This window comes from Bradyrhizobium sp. WBAH42 (assembly GCF_024585265.1).
Lineage (GTDB): Bacteria > Pseudomonadota > Alphaproteobacteria > Rhizobiales > Xanthobacteraceae > Bradyrhizobium.
The window spans coordinates 3,650,393-3,672,819 of the sequence record NZ_CP036533.1 but is presented as its reverse complement, the minus strand read 5'-3'; the positions used below and the strand labels follow the sequence as shown (position 1 = coordinate 3,672,819).

At 65.2% G+C, this 22,427-nt stretch carries 17 protein-coding genes; 3 read left to right on the top strand and 14 right to left on the bottom strand.

Translation table 11 applies throughout. The annotated features are described in order from the left end of the window. Window positions 1-309: 309 nt before the first annotated feature. From DCG74_RS17120 to DCG74_RS17095, 6 genes are all read right to left on the bottom strand, one after another. Window positions 310-1,059: a phosphorylase gene (locus DCG74_RS17120; RefSeq protein WP_172784128.1), complete on the bottom strand. Its 750-nt coding sequence runs from the start codon at window positions 1,057-1,059 to the stop codon at window positions 310-312. After that, a complete protein-coding gene (shc, locus tag DCG74_RS17115) occupies window positions 1,056-3,008 on the bottom strand; it encodes a squalene--hopene cyclase (protein WP_172784127.1) in 1,953 nt (650 codons plus the stop codon). Before shc ends, DCG74_RS17120 begins: the two co-directional genes overlap by 4 nt. Before the next feature lie 64 nt (window positions 3,009-3,072). Next, window positions 3,073-4,329, bottom strand: coding sequence for a hydroxysqualene dehydroxylase HpnE (gene hpnE, locus DCG74_RS17110; protein WP_172784126.1), 1,257 nt, complete (start codon window positions 4,327-4,329; stop codon window positions 3,073-3,075). Then, window positions 4,329-5,168, bottom strand: coding sequence for a presqualene diphosphate synthase HpnD (gene hpnD, locus DCG74_RS17105; RefSeq protein WP_172784125.1), 840 nt, complete (start codon window positions 5,166-5,168; stop codon window positions 4,329-4,331). The genes hpnE and hpnD overlap by 1 nt, the downstream gene beginning before the upstream one ends. Further along, the gene (gene hpnC / locus DCG74_RS17100; protein WP_172784124.1) at window positions 5,158-6,042 is read right to left on the bottom strand and encodes a squalene synthase HpnC; all 885 of its coding nucleotides are present in this window, start codon (window positions 6,040-6,042) and stop codon (window positions 5,158-5,160) included. Before hpnC ends, hpnD begins: the two co-directional genes overlap by 11 nt. A gap of 193 nt (window positions 6,043-6,235) precedes the next feature. Further along, window positions 6,236-6,469 (bottom strand): hypothetical protein, encoded by a 234-nt coding sequence (locus tag DCG74_RS17095; RefSeq protein ID WP_025035011.1) that lies wholly within the window; start codon window positions 6,467-6,469, stop codon window positions 6,236-6,238. 455 nt (window positions 6,470-6,924) lie between these two features. On the opposite strand from DCG74_RS17095, the gene DCG74_RS17090 reads away from it, so the two are divergent. After that, window positions 6,925-7,422, top strand: a complete 498-nt coding sequence (locus tag DCG74_RS17090; RefSeq protein WP_172784123.1) for a hypothetical protein — start codon at window positions 6,925-6,927, stop codon at window positions 7,420-7,422. 90 nt (window positions 7,423-7,512) lie between these two features. Further along, the gene (locus DCG74_RS17085; protein ID WP_172784122.1) at window positions 7,513-8,346 is read left to right on the top strand and encodes a hypothetical protein; all 834 of its coding nucleotides are present in this window, start codon (window positions 7,513-7,515) and stop codon (window positions 8,344-8,346) included. 28 nt (window positions 8,347-8,374) lie between these two features. Here the strand turns inward: DCG74_RS17085 and DCG74_RS17080 are convergent, their stop codons facing one another. The 4 genes from DCG74_RS17080 to DCG74_RS17065 all read right to left on the bottom strand — a co-directional run bounded on the left by DCG74_RS17080 (window position 8,375) and on the right by DCG74_RS17065 (window position 14,865). Further along, window positions 8,375-10,741 (bottom strand): RND family transporter, encoded by a 2,367-nt coding sequence (locus DCG74_RS17080; RefSeq protein WP_172784121.1) that lies wholly within the window; start codon window positions 10,739-10,741, stop codon window positions 8,375-8,377. Window positions 10,742-10,949: 208 nt separating this feature from the next. After that, the gene (gene eutC / locus DCG74_RS17075) at window positions 10,950-11,735 is read right to left on the bottom strand and encodes an ethanolamine ammonia-lyase subunit EutC (RefSeq protein ID WP_172784120.1); all 786 of its coding nucleotides are present in this window, start codon (window positions 11,733-11,735) and stop codon (window positions 10,950-10,952) included. 6 nt (window positions 11,736-11,741) lie between these two features. Continuing rightward, window positions 11,742-13,328, bottom strand: coding sequence for a B12-binding domain-containing radical SAM protein (locus DCG74_RS17070; RefSeq protein ID WP_172784119.1), 1,587 nt, complete (start codon window positions 13,326-13,328; stop codon window positions 11,742-11,744). 154 nt (window positions 13,329-13,482) lie between these two features. Further along, window positions 13,483-14,865: an ethanolamine ammonia-lyase subunit EutB gene (locus DCG74_RS17065; RefSeq protein ID WP_172784118.1), complete on the bottom strand. Its 1,383-nt coding sequence runs from the start codon at window positions 14,863-14,865 to the stop codon at window positions 13,483-13,485. A 237-nt stretch (window positions 14,866-15,102) separates the two neighbouring features. Between DCG74_RS17065 and DCG74_RS17060 the strand changes: the two genes are divergently transcribed. Continuing rightward, the gene (locus DCG74_RS17060; RefSeq protein WP_172784117.1) at window positions 15,103-16,842 is read left to right on the top strand and encodes a methyl-accepting chemotaxis protein; all 1,740 of its coding nucleotides are present in this window, start codon (window positions 15,103-15,105) and stop codon (window positions 16,840-16,842) included. A gap of 218 nt (window positions 16,843-17,060) precedes the next feature. Here DCG74_RS17060 and DCG74_RS17055 read toward each other — a convergent pair whose 3' ends face one another. From DCG74_RS17055 to DCG74_RS17040, 4 genes are all read right to left on the bottom strand, one after another. Then, window positions 17,061-18,518, bottom strand: coding sequence for a hypothetical protein (locus tag DCG74_RS17055; protein WP_172784116.1), 1,458 nt, complete (start codon window positions 18,516-18,518; stop codon window positions 17,061-17,063). Window positions 18,519-18,729: 211 nt separating this feature from the next. Next, window positions 18,730-19,698, bottom strand: coding sequence for an ABC transporter substrate-binding protein (locus DCG74_RS17050; protein WP_172784115.1), 969 nt, complete (start codon window positions 19,696-19,698; stop codon window positions 18,730-18,732). A 185-nt stretch (window positions 19,699-19,883) separates the two neighbouring features. Beyond that, on the bottom strand, window positions 19,884-20,855 hold the full coding sequence (locus tag DCG74_RS17045; protein WP_172784114.1) for an ABC transporter substrate-binding protein: 972 nt from the start codon (window positions 20,853-20,855) through the stop codon (window positions 19,884-19,886). Between the two features lie 214 nt (window positions 20,856-21,069). Further along, on the bottom strand, window positions 21,070-22,287 hold the full coding sequence (locus tag DCG74_RS17040; protein ID WP_172784113.1) for an acyl-CoA dehydrogenase family protein: 1,218 nt from the start codon (window positions 22,285-22,287) through the stop codon (window positions 21,070-21,072). Window positions 22,288-22,427: the final 140 nt, after the last annotated feature.

The following is a 22,427-nucleotide window of genomic DNA, read 5'->3' as shown; positions in this document are numbered from 1 at the left end:
ACCGCACCCCGACCCGCATCTCGTGACGATCGCGAAGCGCCCCTCTGGCAGGACCGGGATGAGCGTCCTATGCCACAAATCCGAAATTCGGGAAAGTGGAATATTTTTGCAGTAAGGGATTGACGAGGTCCGCGCTGTTTTGCCCGACGGGCATTTTGACCAGCCGCGTTGAGCTCCTGCGAGCCTATCGCTGTCGTTGCGTGCTGAGTGGAAGGACGCCACTCGCCCGTGACGGGGATCAGGCAGCTCAAAACAAAAGGCCCGGTCAGACGACCGGGCTGTTTTGTCTTGCCAACTCGAAGAACCCGCTCACGCCGCCTTCGACACCAACTCCTCGCTCTCGACGAGCTCCGTCCCGATCAGATAATCGCGGCAGCCACGCAAAGACCGCAGCGCGCGGTTGAAGTCGATGCCGGTCGAGACCAGGGCATGCAGCGTCGCCGGATTGCGCACGATGCCGCGCAGCACGGCGGCGAGGTCGATCTGGCCGTTCGGCTTGATCGCGGCGCGGGCGAGCGCCGGCAGCGCGCGGTGGGCGGGGTCGCTGATGACGCGGACCGCGGCGAAAGGCAGCCCGGCCTCGGCGGCGTAGGCGGCGGCGATGTGGCTTTCCATGTCGACGGCGGCGGCCCCGGTCTCGGAGTGCAGCGCTGCCTTGCAGGACCGCTTCGTGACCACTTCCTCGGCCCCGGCGAGGCTGCCGCGCACGACGCGGCGGCGGCCGGAGGTCAGGCGCTCGATCAGGTCGTCACCGAGCGACAAGCCGGCAGCCCAGCGGGCGTCGCCGGAGAGCACTTCGGTCGCCAGCACGACGTCGCCGGAGCGCAAGCTCGGATCGAGCCCGCCGGCCACGCCGAACGAGATCACGCCGCGAATCGTCTCTGGGTCCACCACCGTCAGAAGCGCCCGCAACTGGGTCGGGCTGCTGGATGAACAAATGACCGCCATGCCAGGCCCGGCCGCAATGCGGGCCTCCTGCACCAGTCCAGTCACGATCAGTATCGGCCGCGGGTCGATGGCATTACCCGCGGTAACAAAGTCCCCCGTCCCCAAAGTCACATTCCGACCCCTACCACCCTGCTGTTGGTGTTCCGCAAGTTCCGATACCGCGCCAATGCCCACAGCGGAAAGAACTTTGGGTAACCATGATAACGTAGATAGAACACGCGGGGGAAGCCTGTGGCGGTGTACCGCTGCTCGTCCCACAGCCCTTTTTCGTTCTGTGTTGCAATCAGGTACTCCACCCCGCGGGCGACGGCCGGGTGATCAACCTCGCCTGCCGCCATCAGGGCAAGCAAGGCCCATGCCGTTTGCGAGGCGGTCGAGGGGGCGGCCTCCCAGCCCTTGTAGTCGAGTCGGTAGCTGACGGCGTCCTCGCCCCAGCCGCCGTCGTCGTTCTGGATCGAGGCCAGCCAGGCGGCCGCCTTGCGGATCATGGGGTCCTTGTGGTCGACGCCGGCCATGTTGAGGGCGCACAGCACCGACCAGGTTCCATAGATGAAGTTCATGCCCCAGCGGCCGTACCAGGACCCCTCCGGGTGCTGGGTCTTGCGCAGGTACGCAACGCCGTCGGCGACGTGTTTGCTGGTCTTCTCGGTCTCGCCGAGCTGGGCCAGCATCGAGATGCAGCGCGCGGTGACGTCCTCGGTCGGCGGATCGAGCAGCGCGCCGTGATCCGAGAACGGGATGTTGTTCAGGTAATATTCGAGGTTGTTGACGTCGAAGGCGGCCCAGCCGCCGTCGTCGCTCTGCATGCCCTCGATCCACTCCCGGCCGCGGGCGATCGCCTCGTCATAGCCGGCCGCACCGTGCTCCCGGCGCATGCGGTCCATCGACATCACGACCACGGCCGTGTCGTCGAGATCGGGGTAGTGGGCATTGTTGTACTGGAAGGCCCAGCCGCCCGGGCGGACGTCGGGCCGCTTCACCGCCCAGTCGCCCTTCACCGCGAGCTCCTGCCTCGGGATCAGCCAGTCGAGGCCCTGCTTCGCCGCCGGCACCGCCTTGTCGCCGCCGGCTTCCAGCAGCGCATGCGCGGTCAGCGTCGTGTCCCACACCGGCGAGACGCAGGGCTGGCAATAGGCCTCGTCGCCCTTGATCACGAGCAGCTTGTCGATGCCCCGGCGCGTGATCGCGCGCGGCGGGAAGTTCTCGTCCTTGCCGAGCGCGTCGTACATCATGACGATGTTGGCCATGGGCGGATAGATCGCGCCCATGCCGTCCTCGCCGTTGAGCCGCTCCTCGGTGAAGGCGAGCGCGGCGTCGATCGCGCGCTTGCGCAGGCTCTTCGGAAACAGCGGCTCGATCACGCGCAGGATCGCATCCAGCGAGCGGAACAGCAGGAACCAGGCCATGCTCTGATGCGGCGCCTTGGCGGTCATGCCGATCGAGCGCGGGTCCTGCAGGAACAATTCGTCGATGCCGACGCCCTTCGGATTCCTCGCGCGCGGCTTCAGCGCGGCGATCACCATCAGCGGCACCATGGTGGTGCGCGCCCAGTAGGAGATCTTGTTGAGGTGGAACGGCGACCAGAACGGTAGCAGCACGATCTCGATCGGCAGCACCGGCACCGCGCGCCAGGTCACGACGCCGAAGGTTGCGAGCAGGAAGCGGGTGAAGACGTTGCTGTTGATCGCGCCGCCGCGGGCGTGGATCGCCTCGCGCGCGCGCACCATGTGCGGCGCGTCGATGGAGTCGCCGATCATCTTCAGCGCGAAGTACGCCTTCACGCTGGCGCTCATGTCGAACTCGCCGTCATGCACGAGCGGCCAGCCGCCATGAGCGCCTTGAACGCGGCGCAGGTAGTTGCCGATCTTGGCCTCGAGCACGGTGTCGACCGGCTCGGCGAGATAGTGGCGCAGCAGGATGTACTCGGCCGGAATCGTGCAGTCGGCCTCGAGCTCGAACACCCAATGGCCGTCGGATTGCTGGAAGCCGAGGACGCCCTGGGTCGCCGACGCAATGCTCGATTCCAAAGCTTCGCGGCTGGTCGCGGTCACGGAATCCATGTCGCTCGATTACTCCGATAGTCGATTGAAAGTTGACCGGGACATTTGCCCGTCAGGCCGCCTTTCAGGATCCTTTGGCGGCCAGAACCAGATCGGCGGCGCGGTCACCCGACCGGACCGATCCCTCGATGGTTGCTGGCAATCCCGTAGCAGTCCAGTCGCCGGCGAGGAACAGGTTTTTCAGCGCAGTGACCGGCCCCGGACGCAGGGCATTCTGGGCCGGCGTCGCCGCAAATGTGGCGCGGCGCTCGCGCACGATCTGCCAAGGAGGCAGCTCGCCCGAGACACCGCCTGCCTCGCAGACGTCGTTCCAGATCGCCTGCGCGAGTTCCTCGCGCGGCATGTCGACGAGCCGGTCGCCGTTGCTGATGGTCACCGAGAGCCGATTCGGGAACGCGAACAGCCATTCCACAATGCCGCCGATCACACCGAGGATCGGCGCCGAGCCGGGCGGCGGCTCAAAGCGGAAATGCGCGTTGACGATGGCGCGGAATTCGGTCGGCGTCTTCAGCCCCGGCAACAGGCCGGCGGCCGCGCGCGGCGGCACCGCCATCACGACGACATCGCCCGCGCCGAGCTGGATCAAATCCTCGCCGCCGAAATTCAGCGCGGTCACCTTGCCGTCAGTGCTGACGAACGAGCGCAGCTCATGGCCGAGCTGAACGGTGTGGCCACGTTCCTGCAGAAACGTCACGGCGGGCTCGATCAGCACGGCGCTGAGGCCATCGCGCGCGATCAGGGGACGACAGGCCTGCCCGCCCGCCAGCAGCGTTTCGCGCACGATCGCGCCGGCAAGCCCGGCCGAGCCTTCAGGCGGATCGACGTTGAGCGCGGCGAGCAGCAGCGGCTGCACCAGGCGCTGATAAAGGATGCCCTCGGTCGGAATCGACTTGCCGACCAGCGTCTCCTCCGACGCCCAGATCAGCGGCGCCAGCTTGAGATAATCGGAAAGGCCGGTGTCAGGCACGCGGCGGCCTTCGTCGAGCACCCAGGTCGGCCAGCGGCCGTCGCCGAGATCGATCTGCCAGCGCTGCCCGGTCTTGATGTCGACGAAGGGAAATTGCGCGCGCTCCGGGCCGACGAGGCCCGCCTCGGTGCCGATCGCGCGCGCATAGGCACGCGCATGGCTGTTGCCCGACAGCAGCAGATGATTGCCGTTGTCGATGGTGAGATTGGTCGCACCGTCGAAATAGGACCGGCAGCGGCCGCCGGCCTGGTGCGTCGCCTCGTGCACGGCGACCTTGAAGCCGGCATTGGCGAGCCGCACGGCGGCGGAGAGGCCGGAAATTCCAGCACCGATGATGTGAGCTGTGTTTTGCATCAGATGAAAGCGTAACGGAGCAGTATCAGGATCCGTGTGATCTTCGACACACGTACCGGCGCGCGTGGCGCGGAGAAGCCACGCGCGATCAGGAGGTCCAGAATGGAATGATAGTATTTCGACATGATCCGCGGCGCGCGCACGGCGCGGCGCCTGTTGCGGTTCATGATCTCGTCCGACTTCTCGAAATGCACCTTGGCGCGCTGCGCCAGCGGCAGGCAGACTTTCGGCAGCGCGCGCTCGGCGATCACGCGGTTCGGATCGTTGGAGGTGATGCCGGCATGCAGCAGCGCCTCGCGCGGCAAATAGAGCCGGCCGAGGCCGGCGTCCTCGTCGATGTCGCGCAGGATGTTGGTGAGCTGAAGCGCGCGGCCGAGATGGTGCGCGAGCAGAATGCCGTCTTCCTCGGGCATGCCGAACACCCGCACCGACAGCCGCCCCACGGCGCTGGCGACGCGGTCGCAATACAGATCCAGCGTCGCCATGTCGGGCGCGCGGATATCCTGCGGCACGTCCATCTCCATGCCGTCGACGATGGCGAGGAAATCCTCTCGCTTGAGCCCGAACGTCTTCACCGAGGCGACGTAGTCCTTCAGCCTCGGCGGGGGATGGCCCTGATAGAGCGCGTCGATGTCGTTGCGCCATTCCTGAAGTGCTGCGAGCCGCTCCTCGCGCGGGCCGTCGGAATCGGCGATGTCGTCGACCTGGCGGCAGAAGCTGTAGATCTGGAACATCGCGTCGCGCTGGTCACGCGGCAGGATGCGCATCGCGGCATAGAACGAGCTGCCGGATGCGGTCGAGCCGTAATTGGCGCCGGGCGTGGTCGCCTCAAGCGTCATGGGCAGTCCCCGGTCTGGAAATGGCCTTGCGGCCGACCGCACGGCGGCCGACTTCGCCGATCATCCCGGCGAGGCTGAAGGCGAGCAGCTCGAACTTGTTCAGATGCACGCGCTCACGCAGGGGATCGCGGACCTTGAGCAGGCGCACGATGCGGTCGGCATAGGCCTGGATGACGGAGACGTCGACGCCGAGACGGAAATCGCGGATTTCCGCAGCGAGCGACCTGCCCTCCTCGAGCAGCGCCTCGTTGCGCGCGGCGAGCGATTGCAGGCAGGCCAGCATCGCTGGCGGCGATTGCGCAAGGCCGAGCTGCTCGACCGAGGCGCCGTGTGCTGCCAGCGCATCGCGCGGCAGATAGACGCGGTTGAGCTCGCGGAAATCCTTGCCGCAATCCTGCAAATGATTGTTGATCTGCAAGCCTGCGCAGAGCGCGTCCGAGGCGGCCCAGGTCGAGGTGCTCTCGCCATGGACGTCGAGCATGAAGCGGCCGACCGGCATCGCCGAGTAGCGGCAATAATGGATGACCTCGTCCCAGGTCTCGTAGCGCAGCTTGGTCACGTCCATGCGGAACGCGATCAGCACGTCGAGCGCGTGGCGCGGCGGCATGCCGCGCTCGGCCAGCGCGCGGCGCAGGCTGACGGCCTCAGGCTGGGTGTCGCCCTTGCCGAGCAGTTCCGCCTCGAGCAGGTCGAGAAAAGCGAGCTTCTGGTCGGCGGGCAGCGTGGCGTGGTCGGCGATGTCGTCGGCGGTGCGGACGAAATTGTAATAGGCCAGGATCAGGGCGCGATGACGCGGATGAATGATCCAGGACGCGACGGGAAAATTCTCGTCGCGGTCACCCTTGCCGGATCGCAATTCGCTCGCAGAGGTCATCGAGGGGCTGGTTTACAATCGGTTGGACAGGAAGGGCTTCTTCGCTCGCGCGGGCTCATGCCGGCGATGCCGCCGCGGCCCCCATATAGGGGAATACGGCCGCAAAACCAATCCTGTCCGTCGACGGCCGCCCCTTCGCGGATCGCGCCCGGAAAAAGCGGCCGAGGGCCGCCTTGGGGGCCAATGGCCGAGTTTATTGATTGTGGTTCTTCAGGACCTGGTCGCAGGCCTGCGAGATCTTGGCCCGGTTCTCCTTGAGGCAGGCCAGGATCGTGAAATCGCCCTGGTCGATGACCGGACGGCAGAACTTCTGCACATCGCGGGTGCAGGCCTTCTGCTCGGCGTCCGTGCCTCGCCCTTGCTGGGCGAACGCCGCTGTCGAAAGGGAGGCCGACAGCAGGGTGAGAGCGACGAGAAGATTACGCATTGTATTCCTTCATTCTGACGGCAGAATCGCACCGATCCCGGACTGCACAGGGCGGATGACCGGAACGGATTGTTCTGATGGCAAGTCGCCGCTTGTAGCGGCCTCAGAGAAGGCACAAGCACTGGCAAATGCGGCCAAATTGGCGCCGCACCCGCCGAACAGGTCTTCCCCGCATTTTCAATCGCAGATGTAAGGGTTTGATCCTACATCATAATTCGGAAGCATTGCGTTTTAATGCAGACCTGTTGCCGCGCTGCATCTCTTCGCCCCCCCTTGGTCGCCGCAAACATGCCGAAACGCGGCAAATCGCGGCCCTGAAGCGCGGCGGGGCTGCGTGAACCGCCGTCTCTGGCCGCCGGGCTTTGAACCTGCGACTTGCTCGGAGCACTAAACTTTCGATGTGGCGAGACGTTCTCAATGATGAGCGAACGTCGTTCCAAAACGGGATATTTGCGATGAAATTCTTTGGGCGATCTGGACTGGCAATCACGGCGGCCGGCATCGGGGCGGCGCTGCTCTTTTCGGTTACGGCAAGCCATGCTCAGTCGTCCGGACCGTTCGCCGGTTTCGACGGCGCATGGAGCGGCACCGGCACGGTGTCGTTGTCCGACGGCTCCACCGAGCGCATCCGCTGCAAGGCGGATTACAAGGTCGCCGGCAGCGGCCTCAGTCTGAAGCAGGCGCTGCACTGCGCCTCCGACAGCTACAAGTTCGACCTGACCAGCGACGTGACGAGCCAGGGCGACCGCATCTCCGGCAATTGGAGCGAGTCCAGCCGCAACATCTTCGGCAACCTCCAGGGCACCGCCGGTGGCGGCCAGATCGAGGTCTTCGTCGAGGCCAACGGCTTTGCCGCCAATCTGTCGCTGCGCACCAACGGCACCAAGCAGACCGTGCAGATCTCGTCCAAGGGCGAGATCCGCGGCGTCAACATCACCATGACGAAGGGCTGAAGGCTCTTGCCCGCAACGAGGAACATGCCCCCGGTTCTGCGAGCCGGGGGCTTTTTGCTGACATGAACTTGCGCGGCTGGATTTGCTGAGATGGACCCGATCCGCAGACATCTGCTGAAAGCCGCCGGCCTGTTCGTGGCCAGCCGCGCCTTCGCCGGTGATCAGCAGGAAGCGAACATGCAGTCTTCGTCCGTGAAGCCGCGTCACGTGCTCTGCTTCCTCGGCAAGAATGAAAGCCTGCTGCATCCGCCGAAGGCGGTGGCCAAAACGATTGCCGATTTCGGCTTCGAGATCGACCGCACCTATTCGCAAGGAAAGCCCGATCCGCGCATGGAGCGGTCGTTCGGCGTGTGCTGGGACCGCGTCTTCCCGAAGGCATGGTCCGCGTCCGACGAAGCGGCCGTGGCCAACCACAAATCGGTCCTCTACCTGCGGAGCCCGCCGATGGCTCAGCAGAAGACGGCCGCCTACTCGGCCGCCGCGCTGCAGATCGTGGACGAGATGTTCGACGCGGGCGCCGTTGCCGCAAAAGGCGAAAGCGCCGGCGTCGCCCACGGCCTCGCGCGGTGGCGAAGTCTCATGGACCAGGCGCGCAAGGGCTCCATCACCAGCCAGGGCCTGCGCATGACCCCCGCCGTCACCAAGGCCTGTCGTCTTGCCTTCGCCAAGCGCCCGCTCGCCGGCGACCGCTACTACGAGACCGTCGGCTATCACCTCGTCGGCCTGCCGGAGGTCTATGTCGCGAAATCGCGCGGCAACGAATGGTCCGCGGTGATGCTGATGGAAGAGATCGCCAACGCCATGGCCGAGCACGGCGTCGAGGCGACGTTGCGCGACCGCAAGCTGACGCTGTCGCGGGAGCAGGACTACGCCGAGGACGACTTCAAGTTCAACCCCTACGGAATCGTCCGCGTCGAGGCGTGAGCGCGAGGCGGCGTCTGCCGCCCCAGACTCAGATCGCCGGCTTATCCGTGCCCTGCAGCTTGTCGTGCAGGTTGATCAGCCACATCGCCGTCGGCCGGAGGATGAAGAGGTCGGCGACCAGCGCCATTACCATCGAGAAGGCGCTGAGCCAGCCGAACAGCCGCAGCGACGGCAGGTCGGAGAACACGGTGACGACGAGGCCGCAGGCCAAGACCACCGTGGTCAGGATCAGCGCAGGTCCCACCAGCACGGTCGCCCGCTCCACCGCGAGCGCGGAGCCGACGCCCGGCTTGCTCTCGAGCCTCAGGCGATTGAGGAAGTGGATGGTGGCGCTCAGCCCCAGGCCGAACGAGACCGTGAGCGCGACGACGCTGGCGAATTGCAGTCCCTCGCCCATCGCCCACAGCACCGTTCCCGACATCACCACCGGGAAGATGCCCGGCAGGATGCAGGCGAACATCACGACCCAGGAGCGGAAGGCAAGGCCGATGAAGATCGCGACCAGCGCGAATTCGACGGTGAGGCCGCGGTTCAGCTTCTCGATCATGCTGGCCGAGTTGCGCGCCGCAATCGCAGCGAGACCCGTCACCGCGACCTCGTATCCCGGATGCTTCTTGCGGACAGCATCGAGCTCGGTATCGAGCTTGTCGACGATCGGCAGGAGCTGGCTGGAATCCTTGTCCGGCACGCGGCCGGCGACCACGACGGCGTCCTGCTCGGCGTCGATGAAGCGACGCACCAGATGCTCGGGAATGACGCTGACATATTCCTTCAGCGTCGCGACGTCGGCACTGCCGGCCTTTTCCGCCAGCCAGCGGCGCAGCGTCTCCAGCGACCAGACGTTGCCGACGCCCGCGGCCTTCTCGACCGTCGCGTGGACTTCAGCGATGGTCTGGAGCGTCTGCGGTGAATAGAGCGTTTCACCCTTGGGGAACACGATCAGCACGTTGACCGGATTGGCGCCGGTGAGCTTGGCGTCGAGCCGGTCGCTGGCGGCGACCGCCTGGCGCTTGTCCGGCACCTGGTCGGCGAGCCGGTAGCGCGGCTCCAGATTGGCATAGATGACGCCGAGGCCGCCGACGAACAGCACCGCGATCAGGCTGAACAGGCCGGGCCGGCCGACCATGCGGACCGCGATCCAGTAGCAGAAATTGCGCAGCGCCTGGACGCCGGCATCGGCCCCCTGGAACTTGACCGCGAAGACCTTCTCGTTGCGCACGAACAGCACGCCGAAAACGGGCACCAGCGACAGCACCGCGACCAGCGCGATGATGGTGGCGGCAAGCCCAGCCTCGCCGAACTTGCGGATCAGGTCGGAGTCGGAGAATTGCAGCGCGATGAAGGAGATGCCGGCGGTGCCGTGCGTCAGCACGCAGGCCGGCCCCACCACCAGCACCGCGTTCTTGAACGCGGTGAACTTGTCCTGACCAGCGATCAGCCGGTCGCGCGCGGCGAAGGTCAGCTGCATCGAGTCCGAGAAGCTGATGACCATGATGAGCGGCGTCATCACGTTCAGGAACATGTTGAGGTTGAAATTGGCCCAGCCGAGCGCGCCGAGCGCCAGCAGAATCGCGATCATCGGCGGGAATGCCGCCGCGATCATGAACGAGATCTTGCGGAAGAAGATGATGGCGATGATGCAGCCGGCGAGAATGCCGAGGATGTTGTAGGTCAGCCCGTCGCGCTCGACCGCGTTGCGGATCTCGAGTTGCATCACCGGCACGCCGGAGAGCTGGACGTTGAGCCCGGTGTCGCCGAGATCTTCCTTCATCAGCGCGCGGATGTCGCCGACGGTCTTGGTCAGCTTGTTGGAGCCGACCACTTCGGGATCGAGCGACAGCACGATCAGCGCCAGCGTGCCGTCCTCGGACAACAGCTTGCCGCGGATGATCTCGTTGTTCTTGACGGTCTCGATGAACTTGTCATAGGCCGCGCCCTCGGGCAGCTCGGCCGGGAACAGCGCCGCCGGCAGCTTCCCCGGGGCCGGCGCCTGGCGCGCCGAGAACAGCGAGACGAGGCCGCGCGTGCCTTCGACCAGCTGCAAGTCGGTGACGAAGTCGCGCAGCTTCTCCAGGTTGTTCCGCTCCAGCAGGGCCTTGCCCTCGACCACGACGAGGACGTCGAACTCCTCCGCCGGGAACTTCTTGGTCACCTCTTCATACTGGCGGAATTCCCGGCTGTCGGAGCGGAACAGCTGCGACAGCGAATCGTCGATCTTGATCCGGTAGATGCCGAACACCGCGCCGACAATCAGCGCGAGCAGGACGATGCAGGAGACGATCGGGGCCCGGACGGCGATCAGCCCGAGACGCTCCAGCCCGAAGGCGATGGAGGACGCAGGTCCCTGCTCGACCTTGTCGACATGAACCTCACTCTCGCTGTGCTTTTCGAGCATGCCTTGTCCAGTTCCTAAATCGGCTCGGCCTGTGAGCTTATTGCGCCCCGCGAACGGCTTGAAAACGCCATACCAATGGGAGGCTTGCCCCTTGAAAATGCGCGGAAAATCGCCGCGAGGGGGTTTAGCAGGTCAGTCACCCCTCTCGCAAGCAGGCGAAGTGTGGGCAAATCGATCAAGATGCGGCGATTTCGGGCCCGGTCCCCGGTTATCCCGGCGAGAATGTGCCAATTTGGCGCGGCGCGCGATCTGCGCTCTCGTCCTTCAACGCGACGCCGGTGACCTCCCGGGCCAGCCCCTCGCGAACCAGCCAGGCGATCTTGAACGCCGCTTCGTCATGGCTCAACCCGGCGTGGTGGATGTTCGAGACGCAATTGCGCTCGGCATCGGTGCGGCCGGGCTGCGGCGCGAAGGTCAGATAAGCGCCGAGGCTGTCGGGCGCGGACAGGCCGGGCCGCTCGCCGATCAGCATCAAAACCATGCGCGCGCCGAGAATGGCGCCGATCTCGTCGCCGAGCGCAACGCGCGCGCCCGAGGCGACGACGACATGGCCGACCGCAACAGCATCGCCCTCGGCAAGCAATTGCAACAGGCGCCCTACCACGATCGCCGCATGGCTGTGGACCGCCGCTGCGGACAGGCCGTCTCCGATCACGACAGCGAGCTGGCACGGCGCCGAGACGCTTCGTGCCAGACGCTGCGCCGAGTCGGGCTCGAGCTGTCGTCCCAGATCCGGCCGCCGCAGATAGTCGCTGCGATCGACCGCCCGGCTCCTCACCTCGGTCACCGCAAGACCGAGCGCGTCGAGATCGGCGATTAGACGCGGCGTATCGAAGGCCGCATGCACGGCATCGCGCGCACGGGCATGGTCCAGCGTGAAATCGAGCAGCGCCTTCGTCGGCAGGCTCGCGCCGCTGCGCCCGAGCGCGACGCGCGCCGGCGTGAACGCCCGCAGATCGAGGACGGGGCGGCGCGGCGGGGCCGGATCAGACATGCGGCATCATTCGGCGGGAACCGCGGCTTCGCGCAGCCGGATCGAATAGTTCGAAGCGTTCTGCTTGCCGCTGGAGGCCGCCCGCGCAAAGGTGATGAGGTGGTGCGCGATCAGCGTGCAGCCGATCAGGCCTTCGAGATCGCCTCGCTTGATGCGCCCCAGCGCGAACTTCCAGAATACGCGCTTGTAGTCGCCGAGCACGCCGACCTTCCAGAAGATGTTGCGCAGCATGACGAGGCCGCGCCGGATGTTCCGCCAGGTCTTCATCTCGTCCGGCACCGGCATCTTCAGGCGGTGCACATAGACGTTGTCGCATTGATGCTGAAAGCGCGCGTAAACCTTCTCGGGCGCGTAAGCGACCGCCATGGCGTGCTTCCAGGACGCGACGACCTCGTCATAGGGCAACAGGAAGTCGACGTTTGAATCGCGGCTGTCGTCATCGACCAGGCGCCCCTCGCGCTCCAGCCGGTCCCATAGCGGCGTCTTCGGCAGCGCCTGCAACAGGTTGATGGTGAGCAGCGGAATCCGGGACTCCTCGACGAAGGCGAGCAAAGCCTCCGAGGTGTTCGGCTTGTCGGTGTCGAGCCCCATGATGATGCCCGAGACCACCTCCATGCCGTAGGAGTTGATGGTGCGCACGCCCTCCAGGATCGGGACCATCATGTTGTGGTCCTTCTGCATCGCCTTCAGCGCGTCAGGATCGGGCGTCTCGATGCCGCAGAAGATGGTGATGAAATAGGCCTCGCGCATCTTCTCGAGGATCTCGGGGCGCTTGGCGATGTTGAGCGTGGCTTCGCACGCCAGCCGGACGACATAGCCGGTCCGCTTCTGCCACTCGATCAGATGCGGCAGCAGGTCCATGGCCGCCTTGCGGTTGCCGATGAAATTGTCGTCGACGAAATAGACCGTGTCGGTCATACCGCATTCGCGCAGGCGGTCGAGCTCGGCGATGATCTGCTGCGGCGTCTTGATGCGTGGATTGCGGCCGTAAAGGCCGGGGATGTCGCAGAACTCGCACTGATAGGGACAGCCGCTGGAATATTGGATGCTGCCGAGGAAGTATTTCTTGACCTCGGCGAGCTCATAGGCCGGGATCGGAAACTCCGTCATCGGCACGCGGTCCTTGGTGGTCAGCACCACCTGAGCCTCGGGACGCGAGGTGTCGCGCGACAGGATCTCGATCAGCTGGTTGGTGGCATCGCCCAGCTCGCCGACATGCAGATAGTCGAAGGACGGATAATAGTCGGGGCAGGCGCTGACGGAGGGACCGCCGAGCGCGACCGGCAGATCGAACTCATGCGCGCGGCGGCAGATGTCGTTCATCTGCTGGCGCTGGATGTGCATGCCGCTGACGAAGACGGCTTCCGCCCATTCGAACTCCTCCCTCGTGGTGCGGCGGAGGTTCTCGTCGACGAATTTGACCTGCCAGTCATGCGGCAGATAGGCGGAGATCAGCAACAGCCCCTGCGGCGGCATGAAGGCGCGGACGCCATCGGTCAGGGGATAGGAATGCTCGAACGTGCCGAAGGACGAGGTGTAGCGCGGAAACACGCAGAGAATCCGCCGGGACGTTCCGTTACTTTCAGCTCGCATCAAAGCTCCCCCGCCACGACCTGGTTGCGGAAATTGCCAGCCAGACACATAGCGTAATGCTGTCGCCGGAATTTCTCAACATTGTGGCACAAGCACAATTCCGGGCAGCGCCGACGGTTTCCCCAAAGGAGAAAGTTTGACGCTTAGTGCCGCCTTACGCGATCAGACGCGAGGCAAAATCGGGCAGCAGGCCTGCATCGGCCGCAATCCGGAAATCGCCGCCGGTGATGCCCGACCGCGCCAGCCAATCGTCGAATTCCGGCGCGCGGCGCAAACCAAAGACGTCCCGGACATAGAGCGCGTCGTGAAAAGACGTCGACTGGTAGTTCAGCATGACGTCGTCGGCACCGGGAACGCCCATGATGAAGGTGACGCCGGCGGCGGCGAGCAGCGTCAGCAGATTGTCCATGTCGTCCTGATCTGCCTCGGCGTGGTTGGTGTAGCAGATGTCGACCCCGAGGGGCAGGCCGAGCAGCTTGCCGCAGAAATGATCCTCCAGCCCGGCGCGGATGATTTCCTTGCCGTCATAGAGATATTCCGGGCCGATGAAGCCGACCACGCTGTTGACCAGCAGCGGGGCGAAGGCGCGGGCGACCGCATAGGCGCGCGCCTCGCAGGTCTGCTGGTCGACGCCGTGATGGGCGCCCGCCGACAGCGCCGAGCCCTGGCCGGTCTCGAAATACATCACGTTCTGCCCTTCGGCGCCGCGCCGCAGCGATCGCCCCGCCTCGTGCGCCTCCTTCAGAAGCGCAAGGTCGATGCCGAAGCTGCGGTTGGCAGCCTCGGTGCCTGCGACCGATTGGAAGACGAGGTCGACCGGCACGCCCTGCCCGATCAGTGACAGCGTCGTCGTGACATGGGTCAGGACGCAGCCCTGCGTCGGGATTTGCAGCCGCGCGATGATCTCGTCGAGCAGCCGCAGCAATTGCCCGATGATTGCGGGATCGTCGCTGGCGGGATTGATGCCGATGCAGGCATCGCCCGCCCCCAGCAGGATGCCGTCGAGGATCGAGGCAGTGATGCCCCTGGCATCGTCGAAGGGGTGGTTCGGCTGCAGGCGTGTGCTCATCCGTCCCTTCAGGCCGATGGTGTTGCGAAAGGCGGTGGTGACCTCGCATTTCCGCGCCACCAGGATCAGATCCTGGTTGCGCATCAGCTTCGACACCGCGGCCGCCATCTCGGGGGTGATGCCGGGCGCCAGCCGCTTCAACACGTCGGGCGTTGCGGCGTCCGACAGCAGCCAGTCGCGGAAGGCGCCGACCGTCAGCGATGCCACCGGCGCAAACGCCTTGGCGTCATGGCTGTCGATGACGAGGCGGGTGACCTCGTCGGCCTCGTAGGGAATGACGGCTTCCTGCAGGAATTGGCCGAGCGGCACATCGGCGAGCGCCATCCGTGCTGCGATCATTTGCTCGGAGCTGGCAGCGGCAATTCCGGCCAGCCGATCGCCGGAGCGCGGGGGTGTCGCCTTGGCGAGCAGCTCGCGCAGATCTGGGAAGCTGTAGGTCGTGGCGTCGATGCTGTGGCGGTAGACCAAGGGTCTCTCCGGGGTTGCTCGGCCAACGGCCGACTCCAGGACTTATCCCGAAAGACTATCCTGAAACTAAACCCAGGGATCAAGACGCTGAAATGGCTTGCCTTTCCTTCGACCAAGGACGGAGGCGGCCAGGAGCTGCGTTAACGCCGTATCCATCTTCGTTCCGCATAGTTTTGCATCAATTTTACCCAACCCCGCTCACCGGCCGCTCCAGGCCAATCCGGGCCCCTGAACATCATGACATCCGACCGATCTGGGAATGCCGCCAAGCCGGCAGGCCGCTTCACGCTTGCTGGCAAGCTCTATGCGATCTTCGCGCTGTTCGCGCTGCTCACGGCGGCGATCGCGATATTGTCGGACTACAACAGCCGCCGCAGCGCCGACCTCGCAGGCGCGATCGAGACTGCCAATGCCGCCGCGCTGAACGTCGAGCGGGTCAACTCGCTGGTCTATGCGGTGGTGATGGAATCGCGCGGCGTCTACATGTCGACCGAGCCGGCCGTGGTGAAGAAATACGGTGACGGCCTGCTCAAGTTCAACGCCCAGATCCTCGACGTCGTGAAGCGCTGGGAGACCATCGTCAAGGCCGACGATGCCGAGCAGTTCGCGACGTTCAAGAAGCGCATCGAGCAGTTCGTCGAGTTCCGCAAGGAGCTGGTGCGCCGCGGCGTCGAGATCAATGCGGCCGCGGGCCGCGAATGGGGCGACAACGACGCCAATCGCAGCGTGCGCTCGGCGCTGAACAAGGACCTCGAGGCGCTGTCCAAGGTCTATGCCGAGCGCGCCAGGCAGATCGCGCAGCAGACCGAGACCAACCGCACATTTTCGTTCATCCTCACCTGCCTCGGCGGCGTCGCGCTCGCCCTCGTCGTCGTCGGCATCGTCATCATCGCCCGCTCGATCGCCCGGCCGCTCGCCGCGATCACGGCCACCATCAAGCAGGTCGCCGACGGCGCCGAAAATGTCGCGGTCCCGCACTCCAACCGCGCCGACGAGATCGGCGCGCTGGCCCGCGCCATCCAGGTCTTCCAGGACGCGATGGGGCGCAACCGCAACCTCGCCTCGCAAGTATCGCAAGACGCCGCCGCGCGCGAGGAGCGCGCCCGCCACGTCGAGCGGTCCGTCGAGCAATTTCGCGAGGCGATCGGCGCGATCATGCGCGGCCTCAGCGACAATGCCTCCGTCATGCGCGAGACCGCGCAGACCATCACGCGGGTCACTGCGGATGCGAGCAGCCGCGCCGGCAGCGCGGCGAACGCCACCGAGCAGGCCTCGCACAACGTCACGGCGGTCGCGGGCGCGGCCGAGGAGCTTTCGGCCTCGGTGGTGGAAATCGGCCGCCAGGTGCGGCAGAGCGCCGGCGCGGTCGAGCAGACCGGCCAGCGCACCGAGAAGTCGATCTCCGAGATCGAGAGCCTCGCTGCGGCCACCCAACGCATCGACGGCGTGCTCAATTTGATCCAGGCGATCGCCGAGCAGACCAATTTGCTCGCGCTGAACGCCACCATCGAGGCGGCGCGCGCCGGCGATGCCGGCCGCGGCTTTGCCGTCGTCGCCCACGAGGTGAAGGCGCTCGCAGGCCAGACCGCCAAGGCCACCGCCGAGATCAGCGAGAACGTCGCGATGATCCAGGCCTCGACCCGCAACGCGGTCGACGCCGTGCGCGAGATCGGCGGCGCGGTGCGCGAGATCAACGAGGTCACGTCCGCGATTGCCGGCGCCGTCAGTCAGCAGGACCAGGCCACGCGCGAGATCTCCTCCAATGCGCAAAGCGCCGCGCAGGGCAACGAGACGCTGGTGGCGAACATCACCTCGCTGCGCGATGCCATCGGCGAGACCGATACGGCGGCGGCTTCGGTGCTGACCGCAGCCAGCAGCCTGACCGAGACGGCGCAGACGCTGTCGCGGGAGGTGGAGACGTTCTTCCAGAACCTGCGCGCGGGGTCGGCGGACGGCCGCATCGCCAAGGCGGGGTAGCGGCTGGACCACCGCGGCGAAAGCGGTCGCTCCAACAAAAACTGAAAAACAACCCCATGCACAGTAGACGGGGCCAAGCTTTTCAATGGCTTGGCGGCCGACGTGAAAGCCTGCTGTTTTTACGAACCGATTTTGACTCGTCGGGCAAAACACTGGCATGATGTCAGCATGGCGAGCGTGGCGCCCGTGCCGCGGCCGGCGCACGACCGAACGGGTTGTTACCGCTCCGAACCCGATCGAGCGACCAGGATCCGGACGCGGCCGTCGGCATCTTCGACCTCGCGGTAGCGACTTAGCTCCGCCTCGATCTCGGGATCGGACCTCGCCCAGGCCAGCCAGTCGAACGGGACCGCGCTCAGCAGCTGGGTATCCACGAGGATCACATCCGGTCGACCGGCGCGCAGGTCCGCGAGCAAGTGCCGTCGCTCGAAATCGATGATGCTGTCCAGTCTTGCGCGCTCGCCTTGGGTTAGTTGCGTCGTCTTCTGGAGCATCATCGCGCCGGCCGCCAATAGCTGCACGCAGGAGCTGCCCACCCAGGTCCCGTTGACCTCACGGACGAGCGGATGCCCCAGCGCGATGTGATCGCCGATCGTGATCAGCCGCGGATGCGTTGCGAGAGCCTGGATGCGCTCCTTGAGCGGCGGAAACGGCCGGACCTGCAAAGACAGGCAGTAGGCGATGAGCGCAACGGCCGCAAGGCCGGCGATCATGACCGGTATCCGCATCGTCCTCACGCGCGCATGGAGCAGCGGCGCGGCAATCGCAAAGACGCAGAGCGCAAACGCCGTGTAGGTCCAATGCTTGCCCTGGAGAACGAAACTCGCAGCTCCGCCGACGGCTGCGGCCAGCCACGGGGTCGCGTTGCCCCCGATCTTGAACTCGTGCGGGGCCAGCAGGCCGAGAAACACGATGGATCCGGCCATCACCGTGGCCGGGAAGGACAGCAGATCGCCCAGATTCATCCGCAGCGGCAGATAAGCGGCAGAGACCATCGGCGCATAGTCGAACAGATAAGCGGGGAAGACGATGACGAGGATCGCTCCGTAGCCGATGACGACAGCAGCCGCCGTCATCGCTTCCGGAGAGAACAACGGCCTGAGCGAGCGCTGGCGGAAGACCGCAAGGACGACCGGAAGCCCTATTACCAGGGCGAGGTGGGGCTTGATGCTCAAGGCCAGCCCGGCGCCAAGTCCTGCCACGACCGCCACCGGTCCGGGGCTGAGGCCGCGCCAGCGGATCGCCGTGACGGCGACGAAAGGGGTCAGCGCAATGACGGCGATGTGCTCACGCTGTCCGAAGACGCCGCTCGGAAGTATCGCGAACAAGAACGCGAACAGGCAGGTTGCGACGATCCGCTCGTCAGCCCCCAGCCTCGCTGCCGCAGCGGCACGATCAATGATCAGAAGCGCGACGACGATTTCGACCAGGATCAGGATGATCACGATGAGCTCAGGCGCAATGCCGGTCGTTCGCGCCAGCATCGATGCCGGCATGTACAGATAGACCGACAGGGGCGGATTCAGCTCCAGGAGGTCGACGCCGGGCTTGCGCCCATCCAGGACCTGCTCGCCTTCCGTCAGCAGACAGGCCAAATCCGGGTTCAGAACGATGGGGATCTGGACGAGCAAGGCGGCCAGGAGGAGCGCCGCGACGATCAGCCAACGCAGGCTCATGCGGAAACGGCTTGCCGGCATATCGGGGGCGCGAGCGCTGCCCGCGACGTCGGCCGCAGACGTTATCTCGCGCGAAAGCGATCTATGCTCTTTCACCTGGGTGAACCTGCCATGGCGTGCAGGGTCACTCTCGGCCAGTATTGGTTACTATTGTGCTACAGTGATCTGAAGCGCTGCATCACCCCCAAGCGGTTCGACGATCGTGAGACGATCACTCGATCACCTCGTCGGCAAACGCCAGCAGAGCCGGCGGGATGTCGAGGCCCATTGCCTTTGCCGTTTTGAGGTTGATCACGAACTCGAACCTGGTGGGCTGCCAGATGGGCAGACTGGCCGGCTTGTCACCCCTGAGGATGCGGCCAACATACAGCCCGCCCTGCCGAAAAGCGTCCGTGAGACTGTTACCATAGCTCATCAGGCCGCCAGCATCGGCAAAGTCGCGCCAAGGGTAGATGGTCGGAATGCCGGCTCGCGCCGCGAAATCCACCAGCTGACGACGCTCCAGATTGAACAGGCGATCGGAGGTCACGAGCAGCGCATTCGCTCCGCGTTGAACCAGTTGCGCGAATGCGCTTTCCACCTCGGCGAGACTGCGAGCTTCCATAACGAGCAGCTGCAGCCCCGAGGCAGATGCGGCCAGGCGCACGGCACTTGGATCCGCGTTCGGATTGTCCGGGTTGACCAGCACTCCGATCAGGGAAGCCGCCGGCAATAGTGCACGCAGCAATTCGAACCGCTTCGGCTCCAATGCACTCACCTGGAACGATACGCCCGTGGCGTTGCCGCCTGGGCGGTTGATGGTGGCGACGAGACCCATGGCAACGGGATCTAGACCCACGACAAACACGATCGGAATTTGCGAGGTCGCCGCCTTGGCGGCCAGCGCTCCGCCATTGTCGGCCGTAAAGATCACGGCGACCTGCTTCCGCACGAGCTCGGCCGCGGCCTCTCGCAAGTCTTCGTTGGGGTTGGGCCAACGCCCTTCAATCAGAAGGTTCTGGCCTTCGACAAATCCCATCTGCTTGAGACCGCGACGGAACGCGGTGCCGAACGCCTCCGTCCCCGGGCTCGGGCGATTCAGAGAGCCAAGCACCGGTATCGCGGATTTTTGCGCCCGAGCCGGAAGCGGAAACGCGAGCGCCGCGCTGCCGAAGGCCTTGATGAACTCGCGCCGTCTCATGCCGCTGCGACCTTGCAAATCCTCGCTATCGGCAGTCTAGCATATGGGCAACGATCCCGGGATGTTCGCCAGAAATTCATCGCGCCGGTGTACCTGATCCCGACAATTCCGGCTCGCCCACGGCTACGGGCATGTTGCAGCTCCGCGCCAACTGACGCGGAGGGCCAATAAGCGACATCAAGTGCCTACTCGATCACTACATCGGCCCGCGTCAGCAGGGTCGGTGGCATGTTGATGTCGAGTGCCTTGGCGGTCTGGAGGTTTATAACAAGTTCGTACTTGATCGGCCGTTCAACCGGCAGATCGCCAGGTTTCGTACCCTTGAGAATCTTGTCGACAAGGATTGCAGACCGGCGAAACTGATCTGGCAAATCAGTCCCGTAGCTCAAGAGGAAGCCCGCTTCCGCGTATTCTCTCACCGCAGAGATTGCAGGCAGCTGATTTCTGACGGCCATGACGCCAACCAGACCGCGGTGGTTGAACAGTACTCCATCGCTCAACACGACGAGCACCTGAGCGCGTTCCCTCACCATTGTCGCGAACGCTTGTTCAAGCATGTCCGGGCCGCGCGCCTCGGCCGCGACAAGCGTCAACCCCAGCGCTTGGGCAGCTTCCCGCAGCGACGCCAGCCGGTCCTGATTGGGCGCAAAGTCCGGATTCCACAGAACGCCCACACGCGATAGGTTCGGCAGAGTGTCCTTCAGAAATTCGAGCCGCTTGCCGTTGATCTCATCGCCGGGCTCCGAGCTGAACCCGGTGACATTGCCACCCGGGCGCGCCAGACTGGCGACGAGTCCGGCACTGACTGGCTCAGCACTGTTGGCCATCACGATCGGGATCGTCCGGGTTGCCTTCATGGCTGCGACCGTGGTCGCATTGGTCCCGGACACGATGACGTCCACGCCGAGCCCGACCACCTCTGTGGCAAGCGCCGCCAGCCGCCCCATGTCTCCGTCGGCAAAGCGGTACTCGATGACGACATTCTCGCCAGCGCGGTAGCCCAGGCTCCGCAGGCCCGCTTCGAAGGCTCCAACATTACGAAGTGTTTGCTCCCGCGACGCGCTCGCGAGATAGCCTACCCTGTAGCGCCACCTTGCCGGTTGCTGCGCACGCGCTCCGAGCGGCCACGTCGCCGCCGCGCCGCCGATCAGCCCCATGAACTCGCGTCGTCTCATTGAGCACCGCGGAGGAAAGGCCCATCCATGTCCGAAGCCTAGCACTTTGCGGCGACACAGCTAGTGAGAATGGACAACCAATCCGATGTCCGAAGCCGCGTCCCTATGTCCGAGATGGGCCACAAGCGAAAAGCGCAATCCTTGCCCGGGTCCAATGCATTCCTCTATGCGCAGATCCTGGCGCAGGACGTCACCTCTACCCCGCCATCACCCCGCCGCGCCTGATCAGCTCCTTGCCCACCGCGGCGAGGTGCACCTGGTCCGGGCCGTCGCCGATGCGGATGAAGCGGGCGTAGACGTAAGCGCGCGCGAGGAACGTGTCCTGCGACACGCCGGCGGCGCCATGGATCTGGATGGCACGATCGATGACGCGGGCGGCCATGCTGGGGACCACGATCTTGGCCGCGGCGATCAGATCGCGCGCGGCCTTGTTGCCCTCGCGGTCCATCCTGTCGGCGGCCTGCAAGGTGAGCAGCCGCGCCTGTGAGATCTCGCAGAAGGAATGCGCGATGTCCTCGCGCACCGAGCCCTGCTCTGCGAGCGGCTTGCCGAAGGCGACGCGCGAGACCGCGCGCTGGCACATCAATTCCAGCGCGCGCTGGGCGCAGCCGATCAGGCGCATGCAGTGATGAATGCGGCCGGGGCCGAGCCGACCTTGCGCGATCTCGAAGCCACGGCCCTCGCCGAGCAAAATGTTCTCGGCGGGCACGCGGACGTCGTCATAGACGATCTCGGGATGGCCGACCGGCGCATCGTCATAGCCGTAGGTGAGCATGTCGCGTACGATGCGCACCCCACGCGTATTCTTCGGCACCAGGATCATGGATTGCTGGCGGTGGCGGTCGGGATGGTCCGGAGCAGTCTTGCCCATCACGATCAGGATCTCGCAATCCTCGTTCATCGCGCCCGAGGTGAACCATTTGCGGCCGTTGATGACGTAGTCGTCGCCGTCGCGCTTGATCTCGCACTGGATGTTGGTGGCGTCGCTGGAGGCGACCTGCGGCTCCGTCATCGAGAAGCCGGAGCGGATCCGCCCCTCCAGAAGCGGCTTCAGCCAACGCTCCTGCTGCGTCTTGGTGCCGTAGTTTGCGAGCACCTCCATGTTGCCGACATCGGGCGCCGAGCAGTTGAAGACTTCAGGCGCCCAGAGGATGCGGCCCATGATCTCCTTCACCGGCGCGTATTCGAGGTTGGTCAGACCCGGGCCGTGCTCGCCGGACAGGAACAGATTCCACAGCCCCTGCTCCCGCGCCAGCCGCTTCAACTCCTGCAGCACGGGCGGCGTCCTGTAGCGCGCGGCCTCCGGCTTGACCTGCTCGTAATAGAGATCCTCGACAGGCTCGACATGGGAGCGCATGAACTGGCGGACGCGCTCCTGGAGCTCCAAGGAACGGGCGGAGTGCTGAAAGTCCATGATGGGTCTCCTTCTTCCTTCTCCCCTTGCGGGAGAAGGTGGCGCGAAGCGCCGGATGAGGGGTTCTCTCCGTCGGCGACAACGTTCGTGAGGAGAGAGACCCCTCACCCGGCTGCGCTTCGCGCATCCACCCTCTCCCG